The following is a 14,344-nucleotide window of genomic DNA, read 5'->3' as shown; positions in this document are numbered from 1 at the left end:
CGCACAACACCGCGATCAGCGAATATCGACGCGGGCGACCGCGTACGCGGAGAGCGCAAGGCTTTCCCCCTGCTGCGTTCTCGCCTCCGGCTCCTTCGCACCTTCCCGAAACCAGGCTTCGTCGAGAACAGCCCTGCGCGCGCCCGCCCAGTTTTCAGAGAGCTTCACCTCCTGAAGATCAGGCGTAAGGTTGGCAAGCAGTAAGGTGGTCCCGCCAAGCTCCGCCCCTAGCCCGACAACCCTATCGGGTGCAGAGGTCTTAACCGCGATCCGCCTGCCGTGTGATAGTTGCGCGAGCCAGCTCAGAACATGGAACAGCGGCCGTGGGCTGCCCGCTTCGACCGGCTCGCCGGCGCCGGCAACCAGTCCGAAGGAACCGGCAAGTGTCGAGAGCGTGAGCACCTCGGGTTCCGCGTCCGCCACGGTCGCCGCATAGGCAAGCGTCCAGGCCGCGCCGAAGAGCGAATTGTGCCGCGGATCTCTGTTCGCCATGGCGATGCGTTTGCCGAACGGATTGTCCTTCGTGGCGCTCCCGTAGGGGTTCTGGCGCATGGCAATGGTGGAAGGGCCAATGCGATAGGGCTTATCTCCATAGATCGCACGGACGGAGCGTGTCATGTCGCGCAAAGCCTCGAAAGTCTGCATCACGCTCAGATCGTCGGCGGCGTGGACGATCGGGTTGGTGCAGTGGGTCACATAAGAGAGCCGGTCGGCCGGCACGCGCTTGCGGTTGAGCTCGGTGAAATAGCTGAACATGCCGCCCCCGAGAGGCACGTCCGGGAATGCCTTCTGCGCCGCCGAATAGATGTCTTCAAGCGGCGGGCAGTCCGGCCAAACGCTGCCTGGCGGCGTCGACTGCCGGTCGACCGACGGCGAGACGGCGAGGCTTGCAAGCTTGAGGCCGCTGTCGCGAACCATCATGGCCAATTCGCCGAGTTCTTCGGTCAATGCACGCTTGCAGGGCACGAAGCATTCGAGCGTGACCGCACATCCCGACGCATCCGCCATTTGCCGGAAGTGCCTGAGGACCTCCGCGCCATGGCCGGCATCCGGATCGAAGTGGCAGACGAGGTGCCCCACGCCCAGCCGAGCAAGAAGACCTGCATGATCGAGCTCATCTCTGGCCTCTTCCGGCCTGAGTCCGATGCCAATTGCCGGCAATGTGCCCGCGTTACGTCGCAGCGAAATCTCTATCCGGGCTGGCGACTGCGTTTCCTTACTGGCGGGCCCATCCGCCCGGATTGCAAGCCGTACGCTCTGCTGAACTGTCTCGCCTGCCTTGAGCACATAGGGCCAAGGCAGCGCCAGCGGTCGGACATAGGTCTTGTAGGAGCCGTCGGTCCAATTTCGCTGGTCCTCCATTTCAAAAACATCGCCCGTCATCCGACATTCGGCTTCTACACTAGGCAGCACTTCATGCGTGATTGCGGCGATGTCCTTGAAAGGCTGCCAGGGCTCAATGAGGTCGGGAAAGACCGACCGCTCGATCGACCCGTCGCCATGCTCGACCAGGACCGGCCGCCCGGCGACGCCGACGATTGGATGCAGGATCGCAAAGCCGGCGCGCGCGGTCTCGAAATCGCGATCCGCCGTAAAACGCGCATCGAAGACCAGAACATCGGCGCTAACTTCGATCGTCGAGTGACAAAGGAGCAGCGCCCCGATGGTCGATTGGAAGCGGGCGGTATATCGGATGAGGGTTTCAGCCGGACGTTCCTCGACGGTCAACTCGCTGATTGTGGGCTCGCACGTTCCCCAGTCCCGGTCCCGCACGAGAAAGGAAATCGCCCGCAGTACCTCTTTGCCGGCGAAGCGGATCGTGCGCAAATTGCCGTCGACAAGGTCGGCGCTGAGGCGACCCACCTCGATCCGCCGCGCTTCCGGCTGGCTCTCGTCGGTGCCGAAGAGGAGAAAGGGGCATATGCCGCTCACTCGAGGAACTCCTTTAATCGCACCGTTCGAGCCTCGGCGGCACTCCGATACGAGGCTTCCACCAAGGCGAAGGTCTGCAGATTGTCCCGGCCGGACGTATCTGGCTCGCGACCGGAGCGCAGGCAATCAATCCAATGTTGCTGGATGAGGCTCACGCTTTCCTGAATGTTGTGCCAGGGGAGCGATGCCCAGGGCAGCAGGCGCGGCTCCACGTCGGTAACCTCCATGCGGTCCGGTGAATGGATACAAAGGTGATAGCCTTGCGATAGCCGCAGTGTGCCCTTGCTGCCGTCCACCTCCAGCAAGGTTTCGGGAAAGGGCTCGATCGGCAGCTTGGTGGCGTAGCTGCAATCGACGACGGAGGTGATCCCGCCCTGATGATCGAGCAGCATCGTCGCAACATCTTCGCCAGCTATGTCGGGGTTGACCCGGCGGGTGCGTGCGGTCACCGCCATCGCATCGCCGAAAAGAAAGCGCGCGATGTCGAGCGCATGAATGCAGAGGTCTTCGATGATGAAGCGCTTGCCGGTCGCGAGATAGGGCTGGCCGGAAAAGACGTCATAGGCGGAACGGAAGCTCACCCTGCCCCAGAAAACCTCACCTATGGCGCCGCTGTCTATCGCGGCCTTTGCCGCGCGGATCGGCGACTGCCATCGGAAGTTTTCGTGGATCATCAGCGGAACGTTCGCCCTGGCGCAGGCGGCGACCATCGCTTTGGCGTCGTCCATCGTCGGCGCGAAGGGCTTTTGGCAGATCGTCGGAATGCCATGGCGTGCCGCCAGTTCGACCAGCGGCCGATGGCTTGCGACCGTCGTCGCGATATCGACGAAATCGAAGCCGCCGTCGGCGAAAAGATCTTCCGCTGAAGTATAGCGGCGAGCGACACCGAATTCGTCGCCAACGACCTTCAGCCGCTTTGGATCGCGATCGCAGATGGCGACGACGCGCGCACCCTCGGCGTCACGCCAGCCATGCATCTGATTGACCGCGAAGAAGCCACAGCCGATCAGCGCACCTTTCAAGTCGGACATGCTCTCAACCCTTCCTTGCGAGTTGCATCAGTGTCACCTGCTGCTGCAGCCGGCGCTGCGCCTGGTCCACGACAACCGCGACGATAATCACGATGCCCTTGATTACCATCTGCCAGAAGGACGAGATTCCCATCATGACGAGGCCGTCCGATAGAATGCCGATGACGAAGGCCCCGACGATGGTGCCGCCGATCGTGCCGCGACCACCGGACATGGACGTGCCGCCAAGAACGGCCGCCGCAATGGCATTGAGCTCGAACGAATTTCCTGTCGCCGGATGCGAAGCCATCAGTTCCGAGGAGATGACCAAACCGACGATCGCCGCGCAGAAGCCGGAAAACATGTAAACAAACATTTTCACTCGGCCGACGCGGATACCGGATATGCGAGCCGCGCGTTCGTTACCGCCGACGGCGAAGATATGGCGGCCGATCGGCGTATATTTCGCGACGTAGGCGGCGGCGAGCGCAACGACGATGAGAATCCAGATGGACACCGGCAGTCCGAGAAGACGACCGGAGCCCAGAAAGGCGAAACCTGTCGTCGACAGTTCAGGCTTGCCGACGAGGTTCGGAAAGGTCTGGCCGTCGGACGACAACAGGGCAAAGCCGCGTGCGACGTAGAGCGTGCCGAGCGTGGCGATGAACGGCGCAACGTTCAACTTCGTGATCAGAAGCCCGTTGATCGCGCCGATGACCACGCCGACGGCAAGCGTGATCAAACACACCTCCACCACATTGAAATAGATCGTATAGCCGAACTGCAGATCGATGCCGTGAAGGATGAGACCGCCGGCGACCATGCCGCAGAGCCCAACGATCGAACCGACGGAAAGATCGATACCGCCGGTGATGATCACGAAGGTCATGCCCATGGCGAGGAAGGCGTTCAGCGCCACGTGCTTCGACATCAGGATGATGTTTGCGGTGGAAAGGAAGTTTGGTGCGAAGATCGAGAAGAAGGCGATTACCGCAAATAGGGCAATGAATGTCCTGAGCTTCATCAGTGTGAGCAGGACCGAACCGCTGGAGGCATCTGCGGCGCTCGTCGTCGTGGTTGCCGTCGTCATCAGGCGTGTTCCCTTGTCGTTTTGTGGCCTTCGGCCGAAGCCTTCACGATCATTTCTTCCGTCGCCTCAGCGCGATCGAGGACGGTGACCAATCGGCCATTGCTCATGACAGCGATCCGGTCGGAAAGCGCCATGACCTCTTCGAGGTCGGAGGTGGAAAAGAGGATCGCCAGCCCCTCGCCCGCCAAGCGCCGCATGGTGCGGAAAACATCCGCCTTGGCGCCGACGTCGATACCGCGGCTGGGCTCATCCATCAGTAGAACCTTAGGCTTGGTCATCAACGCCTTGCCGATGACGACCTTCTGCTGATTGCCGCCTGACATCGATGCCACTTCGAAGTCCGGATTCGACGCCTTGATGGAAAGATCGCGGATCGCCGACTTGATGGCCGACTGCTCTTGCTCGCCGGCGATATGGAAGCCGAAGCGCAAGAAGCGATCGAGACTGGCAAGCGTCAGGTTGCTGGCGATCGAGAGGGCCTGTACCAAACCTTCCCGCTGGCGATCTTCCGGGATCAACGCCAGTCCCTCACGGATTCGGCTCGAGGTATCGCGCGCGACGACCTCGTTGCCACCGACATATATGCGGCCAGTCGAATGGGCATGCTGGCCGATCACGCATTCGAAGAACTCGCTCCGCCCTGCTCCCATAAGACCATAGATACCGAGGACTTCTCCGGCCCTCACGGAGATAGAGACATGATCGACCGCAAGGCCGCCCGTCCTGCGCGGCAAGCAGATCTCTTCCGCCCGGAAGACCTCTTCCCCCAGGCGATGCTCGATGGACTTGGCGAAATCCTTCGCATCCGAGCCGATCATCGAACGCACGATCCACTTGGTGTCTATATCCCGGACCAACGCGTGACCGGTGATCTGCCCGTCCCGCAGCACCGTGATATAGTCGCCGATCCGCATCAATTCTTCGAGGCGATGGGAGATATAGACGATCGCCACACCTTGCGCCTTGAGCTCTCGGATGACCTTGAAGAGCACGTCGACTTCCGCCGCCGACAACGCCGAGGTTGGTTCATCGAGAATGAGGATGCGGGTGTCGAGCGAGATTGCCTTGGCGATCTCCACCAGTTGCTGCTGGCCGATCGGCAGGTCCTCGACAAGCGTCTCGGCGTCGATGCCGGCGTCGAGCCTGTCCAGAAAATGCGTGGCTTTCTCGACCTGCGCGCGGTGGTCGATACCGCGCAGGCCTCGAGTTACTTCGCGCGTTGCGAATATGTTCTCGGCGACGGAGAGATTGCCGAAAAGATTGAGCTCCTGGAAAACCATGCCGATGCCGTTGCGCTGCGCATCGGAGGGCGAATGAAACTCGACCTCCTTGCCGTCGAGCAGGATACGGCCGAGCGAAGGCCTCTCGACGCCGGCGATGATGCGCATCAGCGTCGACTTGCCGGCGCCATTTTCGCCGACAAGCACGTTGACCGCGCCGCGCCTGAGGGCGAGGTTCGCATGGCGAACCGCGACGATGCCCGAATAGACCTTGGTCACATCCTCCAGGCGCAGCACGCAATTGTCATTGTCATCAGGCTGCATAATCACCCGTCCACCGTCAGTCGAGCAGGTACGAACAGCGGCAATTGCCCCTTGGCCGGCAGCGGATAGGCGCCGACGGCTTCCAATTTCTTGCCGACAAGCCCATTGCGGGAGAGCTTTTCGAGCACCAAGCCGTTCACGTGGGTATTGAACGCCTTGCCGTATTGGGCCCATTCGATCTGGTTCTTGAATTCATTGAAATTCACGAAGTCGAGGCTGTCGCGGATCGCGGTGCCGCGGATGGCTGGACCGATCTGAACACGCGCATCCGCCTTGCTGTCACCATCCGCATCGACCTCGACATAGGCAGAGCGCGACTTGGTCTCGGCCTTAACGATAGTGCCGGAGAGGCGCGCGGCAAATGTCCAGGGTGCGCTGCCCTGCTTCTCCTTGTGTCCGTATTTTGCGCCGGCCGTTTCGGGATTATTGGCAGCGAGCGCGGCGACTTCAGAAAACGGACCGGCTTTCCTGTCGAGATAGGGAATGACCTTGCTGTCCCAGATCTCGGCGACCATGCGGTCGGGATTGAAGCCGCCGGAGGCGGCTTCTGCTGCCTCCTCAGCGCTTGGCGTCTTGACGATCTTGCAGCCCGCGAGCGCCATCACGCCCGCAAGAAAAAGGGCGGCCGTGATCTTCGAATTCGGCATCGCATACTCCATAACAGGATACGGGCACGGGGCGGCCGGCGGCCGCCTCCGCGCGCTATTACGGCGATCAGTTGGTGAGTGCGAAAGTCTCGAGCTGGTCGGCGTTTTCGCTGGTGATCAGCACGCAATCCATGAGTTGCTTTTCTTCCGCCGGTTTCTTGCCGGTGGTGATAAATTCGTGAGCCTGCTGCACGGCCATCTGCGCCTGGGCATAGGCCGGCTGCAGCACGGTCGCCTTAATGCCGCCGGACTTGATCGAGTCGCGCACGTCGTTGGACCCGTCGAAGCCGACGACGATGACGTCCTTGCGGCCGGCGGCCTGCAACGCCGCAATCGCACCCATGGCCATCGTGTCGTTACCGGAGATTACGCCCTTGATGTCGGGATTGGCCTGAAGGATGGTTTCCATCTTGCTGTAGCCCTCGGTCTGGCTCCAGTTAGCCGACTGCTGCGCCACCATCTTCATCTCCGGATATTCGTCGATGACGTCGTGATAGCCCTTCGAGCGAATGCCGGCGTTGAGATCGGCTTCGCGACCGAGCAGTTCGACGTAGTTTCCGGATTCGCCCATTAAGCGGACGAATTCCTCGGCGCCGAGCTGGGCACCCTGGTAGTTGTTGGACACGATCTGTGAGACCGCAACTCCGGTGGCGTTAATTTCACGGTCGATGAGGAACGAAGGCACGCCGGCATCTTTCGCCTTCTGCACTGCGGCGATCGAGGCCTCCGAGCCGGCATTGTCGAGGATGATTGCCTTGGCGCCCCGACCGATCGCCGTGTCGACCAGTTGCGACTGCTTGTTGGCGTCGTCGTCATGGACGAGGACAAGCGTTTCGTAGCCGAGTTCCTTGGCTTTGGCTTCCGCACCGACCGCCTCGGCCTTGAAGAAGGGGTTGTCATGCGACGGGGTGATGATTGCAATAAGGTCGGCCGCATAGGCCGGAATAGCGGAACCTGCCGCCAGGAAGGCCGCAAAAGCGGCCACGGTCATTCTGCGTGTCAGTTTCATCAGTTACTCTCCTCCCAGGTTGAATGGTGACCGGAGCCGCCTCACCGGCTCCGGTATGTGCCGCCCGCATCAGGTAATGCGACGGATGCTGTCGGTGATCTCTTGTGGTTCGAAGACGCGCTTCCAGTCGTCGCGCATCAGCATCGGCTTGCCGAATTCAATCGCCTTGTTGCAGGCGTCGGAAAAGACGCCCTCGACTTCGTCGAAGATCACGGCGCCAAGTACGTTCATGTGGCCGAGCAGGAAATCGCGGGCGGCCTCCTTCGGCACGCCGCGAGCAACGCACTCGTCCATCGCCTCACGCATGACGACGAGCAGCGATGCGCAGACCGTTTCCGACAGACCAGGCTCGAGCAGAGCCATCTGCTCGACGGTGACCCGGTGCGAGCGCATGACCGGAGCCCAGATGATCTTGGCGATCTCCTCGCCCCTGGCGTAATCCGCCTCCGGCCCTTGCATCAGCGCGGAAACGATGTGCTGCTTGGCAGCGACGCCGCCGAAATGATCCTTGCGCGCGGCAGGCTCGGTCTCGTCGTTAAAGATCGGCGGATGGCAGGGATGCGTCACGAAATAGGTAAGATCGTCGCGCCTCGGCAAATGACCGGCAAAGGGGGCCGCGGCGTCGAGAACCATGACTATCGTGCCCGCCTTCAGCCTGTCGGCGATCGCCGCCGCGACCTTGCCGATGACTGTGTCCGGCACGGCGAGGATGACCACATCCGCGCCGTCGAGCGCCTTCTCGGCCGAGACGGTCGCTAGCCCAAGCTCGTGTGCAAGGCGAGCCTTGCCGGCCTCGCTCACCTCCACGTGGCGCACATCGAAACGCGAGCCTTTGAGGTTCTTGGCCAGGCGGCAGCCCATTTTTCCGCCGGCGCCGAACAGGGCAATCGAAGTCATTCGCGTCTCCTTCAGATATCGTTGAGCCACGGATAGCCGAACTGGTATGATGAGTCAATGAGCATAACAGCAGAACGGTCACTGGGGAGGAGCGGGAGGAAAACAGCGGCGGCGCAATCCCGGGCTAGCGCGTACCGAAACTGGCTCAGAACTCAAGGACGGCGGAAATCATGGTGCCCAGGGTCTCTTGCCTGATCCTGTCAACATCAAAAAAATGTGATAAGAACTTCGCATCCGAACAGAGGACGGCCAAGAGGATTGGAAATGAGAGAAACCATGTTCCAGCGACGGGACCTGATCGAGGAGACTGCATCCCTTCGCGCACGAATTCTCGATAAACTCTCGCAACTGCCGTGGGACGGCCTCCGGTTCGGGCACGCCATTCCGGGGCTTTCGCTCTATCGCGTAGTCGAGCCGGCCGGCCCCTTTTCCGCTGTCTATGAACCGAGCCTGTCGCTGATCATCAAGGGAAGCAAGCGTGTCCATGTCGGCAACGAGACGCTCATCTACGATGAGTCCTGCTTCTTCCTGACCGCGATCGGCCTGCCCATGACCGGCCAGATCTGCGAGGCGAGCGAGCGCGAGCCTTACGTGGCTGCGATGCTGCGCCTCGACCTGGAGAAACTGCGGCGAATCATCGCCGATAACGATATACACCAGACCGATCTGTCCGAGCGCGACCTTGGCGTCGTTGTCGGCGCCGCCAAGCCGGAACTGTTCGACGCGCTTTTGCGACTGATTTCCCTTACGGACTCGCCGGCGGACATCCCGTTTCTGGCCAATCATATCCAGAATGAGATCCTCTATCGACTGCTTACCGGCGAGCAAGGCGCACGGCTGCGGCGCTTCGCACTCGCTGGCACGAACAGCAACCGGGTAGCAAAGGCGGTCGCCTGGCTGAAGGAAAACTATGCCCGGCCGCTACGCGTCGAAGAACTGGCGGAGGTCGCGAATATGGGGGTATCGACGCTGCACCACCATTTCCGCGCGATGACCGCGATGAGCCCGCTGCAGTTCCAAAAGCACTTGCGGCTGCATCACGCACGGGAACTGATGCTTTCGGAGTCGCTCGACGCGGCAACGGCCGCGCTGCGCGTCGGCTACGAGAGCCCGACACAGTTCAGCCGGGAATATCGACGCGCGTTCGGCCATCCACCGGTGCGCGACATCAGGGAAATCTTGAATTCCAACGATACGACGAGGCGTGATTCCGTGGGTTAGCGCCGGCGCTGCCGAACACAGGAAAGCGGCAGTCGGGCGGCCGTCACGACTCTGCGATGTTCACAATCGCGTCATATCGACAGGAATAGGCAATAATCCGACAGGATTGAATCTACCGGGCTGCCGAATGGTCTTCTAAGCTGCGGTCGCAGTCTGGCGAATGGCTGCGGCGCGTGAAGCGGCATGTCCGGAACGCGCATCCGACACCACGCGCCTCAAACGCGAGGAGAGCATCATGGTAACTGTTACGATCAACGGCGTCGAACATGCGGTCGAAGCCGAGGCGGATATGCCGCTTCTTTGGGTGATCCGCGATCTTGTCGGACTGACCGGTACGAAGTTCGGCTGCGGCATGGCGCAGTGCGGCGCCTGCACCGTTTATGTCGACGGCGCGCCGGTACGGTCCTGTCAGACCCTTGTCGGCGACATTGAGGGCGCACAGGTGACCACCGTCGAGGGGCTGAAAGGCGAGGTCGCGGAAACGGTCCAGGCCGTCTGGGCCGATCTTGACGTCCCTCAGTGCGGCTACTGTCAGTCGGGACAGATCATGTCGGCGACAGACCTCTTGACGAACAATCCGAAGCCCAGCGACGCGGATATCGACACGGCGATGTCCGGCAATCTCTGTCGTTGCGCCACCTATCAGCGAATCCGTGCCGGCATTCACGAAGCCGCTAAGCGCCTGGAGGCCTAAGTCATGATCCCCAAACTGATGCAATCGATTGCCCTTCCCGCCACACGGGTCCAGGCGTCCCGGCGGCAGTTCCTGCTCGGAGCGCTCGCCGCCGGCACCGGAATAGCAGTCGGCTTTCACCTCCTGTCCGCATCGCCGGCGTCCGCCACCGAGACAACGGCGGCGAAGGGCGAGCATTCCTTTTCGCCCTACCTTACGATCGACGGCGACGGAAAAGTGACCATCCTCTCGTCACAGTTCGAGATGGGCCAGGGTTCCTATAACGGTGTCGCCACTTTGGTGGCAGAAGAACTCGACGCGGACTGGTCGGCGATCGACGTGAAGGGGGCCGCTGGCAATATCAAGGCCTACGGCAACATCGCCTTCGGCGGCACCATGCAGGGAACCGGAGGCTCGACCTCCATGGCGACCTCATGGGAACGTTATCGCAAGGCGGGCGCTGCGGCCCGCGCCATGCTTGTCGCCGCTGCTGCGTCCGAATGGGGCGTCGATGCGGCGGAGATCACCGTGGAGAGCGGCATTCTCGCCCATCCTTCCGGCAAGAGCGGCGGCTTCGGCGATTTTGCCGCCAAGGCGGCGGCGATGCCGGTACCGACTGATGTGGCGCTTAAGCAGCCCGGCGACTGGAAGCTAATTGGTAATGCCGGGCTGAAGCGTTTCGACAGCGCCCGCAAGGCGAACGGGACCGAGCAATACACGATCGATGTCAAACTTCCCGGCATGCTGACGGCGGTGATGATCCATCCACCCCTGTTCGGTGCGAAGGCGAAATCCTTCGATGCCTCGGCGGCACGCGCCGTCAAGGGCGTCGTCGACGTGGTCGAAACGCCGCGCGGCATCGCCGTGATAGGCGAGCATATGTGGGCAGCGACCAAGGGGCGCGAAGCGGTCACCGTCGAGTGGGACGAGGCGGCGGCGGAAAAGCGCGGAACGCCTCAGTTGATGTCCATGTATCGCGATCTTGCAAAGAAAACCCCGGCCGCGGTCGCGCGCAACGACGGTGACGCCGAGGCTGCCTTCGCAAGCTCTGCAAAGGTCATCGAGGCAGGGTTCGAGTTCCCTTATCTGGCGCATGCCGCCATGGAACCGCTGAACGCAGTCGCCCGCATGAACGACGACGGCACGCTCGAGGTCTGGGGCGGGCATCAACTCCCGGACGTATACCAGATGCTCGCCGGCGAGGCCGCCGGCGTGACCCCGGAAAAGGTGCGCCTGCACGTGATGAAAACCGGTGGCAGCTTTGGCCGGCGGGCCGTCTTCGACGGCGATGTCGTCGTCGAGGCGGTGCACGCGGCGCGGGCGATCAATTTCCGCGCGCCGGTCAAGGTGCAGTGGACGCGGGAGGACGACATGCGCGCGGGCCGCTATCGCCCGGCCTATGCGCATAGTCTCAAGGCCGGCATCGACGAGAACGGCAAGCTTGTGGCGTGGAGCAATCACGTGGTCGGCCAGTCCATCATGGCGAAGACTGCATGGGAAGGAATGGTCAAGAATGGGGTCGACCCGACCTCCGTCGAGGGGGCAAACAACCTGCCCTATGCCATTCCAAACCAGACGGTCGGCCTGACGTCCACGGAGGTGGGCGTTCCCGTTCTATGGTGGCGCTCGGTCGGCTCGACGCACACGGCCTTTGCAGCCGAAGTCTTCATGGATGAAGTTGCGGAGGCGGCAGGACGAGATCCGATAGAATTTCGTCTCTCCATGCTCGAGCCGGAATCCCGCCACGCAACCGTCCTCAAGCTCGCGGCAGAAAAGGCAGAGTGGAAAAAGCCGCTGCCCGAAGGCCGGTTCCGGGGTGTCGCCATCGCCGAGAGCTTCGGCTCTGTGGTGGCGCAGATCGCCGAGATTTCGACCGACGGGAATGGCCAGATCAGGGTCGAACGCGTCGTCGCTGCGGTGGATTGCGGTCTGGCGATCAACCCGGACCAGGTCCGCGCCCAGGTAGAGGGCGGGATCGGCTTCGGGCTGAGCGCGATACTCGCCGAAGAAATCACGCTCACCGACGGCCGGGTCGATCAGGGCAACTTCGACATGTATACGCCGCTGAGGATCGATGCGATGCCGAAGGTCGAGGTTCACATCGTCGCCTCTGCCAACCCGCCTTCCGGCATCGGCGAGCCCGGCGTTCCGCCCATCGGCCCTGCAGTTGCCAATGCCGCCTACAGGGCGCTCGGCAAGCGCATCCGCGTCATGCCGTTCGCGAGATCGCTCAACGCATAATTCGCGTCCCCGGCCGGCCGCATGGCCGCCCGGGGATCGAGCCGAATGCGCCTTATCAAGCGCAGATCGCAGGGTCCTTCACCTTTGCGCCGATAGAAAAGGCGAGCAGCGCGGAGACGAGCATCGATCCCCCAGCGACAAACATCGGAAGCTCGTAGAACCCGGTCGCGTCCTTAACCACGCCAGTGATGTACGGAGTGGCGAAACCGGCGATATTGCCGATCGTATTGATCAGCGCGATTCCGCCCGTCGCGCCCGCTAGAACTCGGAAACTCGCCGGATTCAGCGAAAGCCAAGTCAAACATGTATGGGCGCGATATCAACGCGATAGTGCAACGGCTGGAATCAATGCATCCTAGTCCGCGCAAAGTGACATAGCTCGCCATATTGAAAGCGGCCGCAAAATCGGCATTAGAAGCGCGCAAGTAACGCGGAAAATTGAACAGCCTTCTCATCCCGCACCGAGGGGGTCCGGTCTTCCCGAGTGCAGTCGACCGCGGCAATCTTAATGGAGCAAAATAGACCGACGCTAGTGCAAGGTCTGCGGGAATTCATGATCCGCCTTCTCCAGAAGGACCATCCTACGTGGTGTTCTGAAAACTGAAGGAGCATCGTACAACGGCGCATCCAGGGGGATATCTAGAAACCGCTTTGCGGGCGGCTCCGCATCGCGCGTAGTATATTTCCATAGGCGTTTAAGGGCACGCTTCGCTTTGCCTATCGGTCTGCGGATCAGGATGAAAAGGATAGCAGAACCAAGCAAAGCGTCGCATCCTAGTATGGCCGCTAAGGACTTCAGAAGGGGCACGAGTTTTCGGGCCTCGAGAAAATTGAAGATGGCATAGACATGGGCTGAGAGCAGTGCATTGCGCACGACGATATCAGGCAACGGTCCGGTTCGTGCGATGCATCTCCTGGTGACTTCGATCGCGGCCTTCGCCATTCTTTCCCGGTTGGACGACATGCTACCGGCATGGATGCGGTAACCGACCAGACCTAGAGGAACTACCTCTACGTTGAAGTGCCGGGCGATCCTGATCTCCAGGTCAAAGTCTTCACAACCCTCAAGATTTTGCGCTGCATAGGAAGGATCGTATCCGCCTATTTTTTCGATGACTCGCCGGCGAACCATAAGACCGCTTCCGTTGCCAACGAATTTAAAAGCCAAGTGGCGTGCAAAAATATACCCACGGGCATGGACAGCGGGACCAGAGCCGAAGCATCGTCCATGAGCATCAATCAGACGGTAAAGGGCGTAAACGGCCCCCCATTCCGGCGGTAGTTCATGTAGGGCGCTCAATTGCCGGTCGATATAAGTGGGATGCCAAATATCGTCTGCATCGAGAAATGCGATATACTCAGCGCTTGTCTCTTTGATGCCCCGATTTCTTGCAGCGGCAACGCCGTGGTTTGAAGTTGATATAACCTTTACACGTCCATCCGAGGCGGTGAAAGCACGACAAATTGTGGGTGTGCTGTCGGTCGATCCGTCATCAACGATCATGATTTCTAGATTCTGGTGCGTTTGCTCCGCGACGCTTTTCAGGGTCTCGCTAATATAAAGTTCGGCATTGTATGCAGGAATTACCACGGCCACGCGGATATTATCAAGGTTGTGGTCTTCACCCATTTCATGACCCTCACTAAGGGCGCAAACTCATAAACCGCGTTTCTTGCATGGTAAGATGGTGATTCAATGAGGCTTTTATTTGGAGGCCTCGCGTGACCCGTCGTCGTGGGCGATTATTCAGCCCCTGTTGCCGAACAAGAGCCGCGGCGTGCCGCGGGTCGATGACCGACGGGTGATCAACGGCGTTTTGCGGCGGTTCCGCACTGGTTCACCTTGGGCGGACGTGCCGGAGCGATATGGACTTTACAGCAATTCCACAACGGTTTTGTACGATGGAGGAAGGCGGGTGTTTGGTTGTTTGGGATCTGTCTCGCGCCCGATTGCAAAGGCCCTCGAGGGCGCCGTCGTCATGATCGACAGTTCCTGTGTCCGCGCTCATCAGCATACGGCCACGGGAAAAAGGCGGATCGAGAGGATGTCGCGAAATATGTTCCCACCAGCAAGGCGTGG

Annotated in this window: 12 protein-coding genes and 1 pseudogene; 4 read left to right on the top strand and 9 right to left on the bottom strand. The window is 60.9% G+C overall.

What is annotated here, in order from left to right; translation table 11 throughout:
* Positions 1–15: 15 nt before the first annotated feature.
* From apnL to PYH37_RS01350, 7 genes are all read right to left on the bottom strand, one after another.
* The gene (gene apnL, locus PYH37_RS01380; protein WP_280731672.1) at positions 16–1,932 is read right to left on the bottom strand and encodes a D-apionate lactonase; all 1,917 of its coding nucleotides are present in this window, start codon (positions 1,930–1,932) and stop codon (positions 16–18) included.
* Positions 1,929–2,963, bottom strand: a complete 1,035-nt coding sequence (locus PYH37_RS01375; protein ID WP_280731671.1) for a Gfo/Idh/MocA family protein — start codon at positions 2,961–2,963, stop codon at positions 1,929–1,931. Before PYH37_RS01375 ends, apnL begins: the two co-directional genes overlap by 4 nt.
* Positions 2,964–2,967: 4 nt before the next feature.
* Positions 2,968–4,032 carry an ABC transporter permease gene (locus PYH37_RS01370; protein ID WP_280731670.1) on the bottom strand — a complete coding sequence of 355 codons (1,065 nt, stop codon included), beginning with the start codon at positions 4,030–4,032 and terminating at the stop codon, positions 2,968–2,970.
* Entirely contained in the window at positions 4,032–5,576 is a 1,545-nt protein-coding gene (locus tag PYH37_RS01365) for a sugar ABC transporter ATP-binding protein (protein WP_280731669.1), read from the bottom strand. Before PYH37_RS01365 ends, PYH37_RS01370 begins: the two co-directional genes overlap by 1 nt.
* Positions 5,577–5,578: 2 nt before the next feature.
* A complete protein-coding gene (locus PYH37_RS01360; protein WP_280731668.1) occupies positions 5,579–6,223 on the bottom strand; it encodes a DUF2291 family protein in 645 nt (214 codons plus the stop codon).
* A 67-nt stretch (positions 6,224–6,290) separates the two neighbouring features.
* Entirely contained in the window at positions 6,291–7,232 is a 942-nt protein-coding gene (locus PYH37_RS01355) for a D-ribose ABC transporter substrate-binding protein (RefSeq protein WP_280731667.1), read from the bottom strand.
* Between the two features lie 69 nt (positions 7,233–7,301).
* Positions 7,302–8,129: a phosphogluconate dehydrogenase C-terminal domain-containing protein gene (locus PYH37_RS01350; RefSeq protein ID WP_280731666.1), complete on the bottom strand. Its 828-nt coding sequence runs from the start codon at positions 8,127–8,129 to the stop codon at positions 7,302–7,304.
* A 264-nt stretch (positions 8,130–8,393) separates the two neighbouring features.
* On the opposite strand from PYH37_RS01350, the gene PYH37_RS01345 reads away from it, so the two are divergent.
* The 3 genes from PYH37_RS01345 to PYH37_RS01335 all read left to right on the top strand — a co-directional run bounded on the left by PYH37_RS01345 (position 8,394) and on the right by PYH37_RS01335 (position 12,264).
* Positions 8,394–9,350, top strand: coding sequence for an AraC family transcriptional regulator (locus PYH37_RS01345; RefSeq protein WP_280731665.1), 957 nt, complete (start codon positions 8,394–8,396; stop codon positions 9,348–9,350).
* 235 nt (positions 9,351–9,585) lie between these two features.
* Positions 9,586–10,044 carry a (2Fe-2S)-binding protein gene (locus PYH37_RS01340; protein WP_280731664.1) on the top strand — a complete coding sequence of 153 codons (459 nt, stop codon included), beginning with the start codon at positions 9,586–9,588 and terminating at the stop codon, positions 10,042–10,044.
* 3 nt (positions 10,045–10,047) lie between these two features.
* Positions 10,048–12,264 carry a xanthine dehydrogenase family protein molybdopterin-binding subunit gene (locus PYH37_RS01335; RefSeq protein WP_280731663.1) on the top strand — a complete coding sequence of 739 codons (2,217 nt, stop codon included), beginning with the start codon at positions 10,048–10,050 and terminating at the stop codon, positions 12,262–12,264.
* A 55-nt stretch (positions 12,265–12,319) separates the two neighbouring features.
* On the opposite strand, the gene PYH37_RS01330 is transcribed toward PYH37_RS01335, so the two are convergent.
* Both PYH37_RS01330 and PYH37_RS01325 read right to left on the bottom strand, forming a co-directional pair.
* On the bottom strand, positions 12,320–12,565 hold the full coding sequence (locus tag PYH37_RS01330) for a hypothetical protein (protein WP_425336064.1): 246 nt from the start codon (positions 12,563–12,565) through the stop codon (positions 12,320–12,322).
* A gap of 228 nt (positions 12,566–12,793) precedes the next feature.
* Positions 12,794–13,894, bottom strand: coding sequence for a glycosyltransferase family 2 protein (locus PYH37_RS01325; protein ID WP_280731662.1), 1,101 nt, complete (start codon positions 13,892–13,894; stop codon positions 12,794–12,796).
* Between the two features lie 79 nt (positions 13,895–13,973).
* Between PYH37_RS01325 and PYH37_RS01320 the strand changes: the two are divergent.
* Positions 13,974–14,297, top strand: a pseudogene (locus PYH37_RS01320) (transposase); the annotation flags it as partial.
* Positions 14,298–14,344: the final 47 nt, after the last annotated feature.

Origin of the sequence: Sinorhizobium numidicum (assembly GCF_029892045.1) — a bacterium.
In the GTDB taxonomy this organism is placed as follows: domain Bacteria; phylum Pseudomonadota; class Alphaproteobacteria; order Rhizobiales; family Rhizobiaceae; genus Sinorhizobium; species Sinorhizobium numidicum.
Note: the sequence above shows the minus strand (reverse complement) of the source record. Positions and strands in the feature narration are given on the sequence as shown.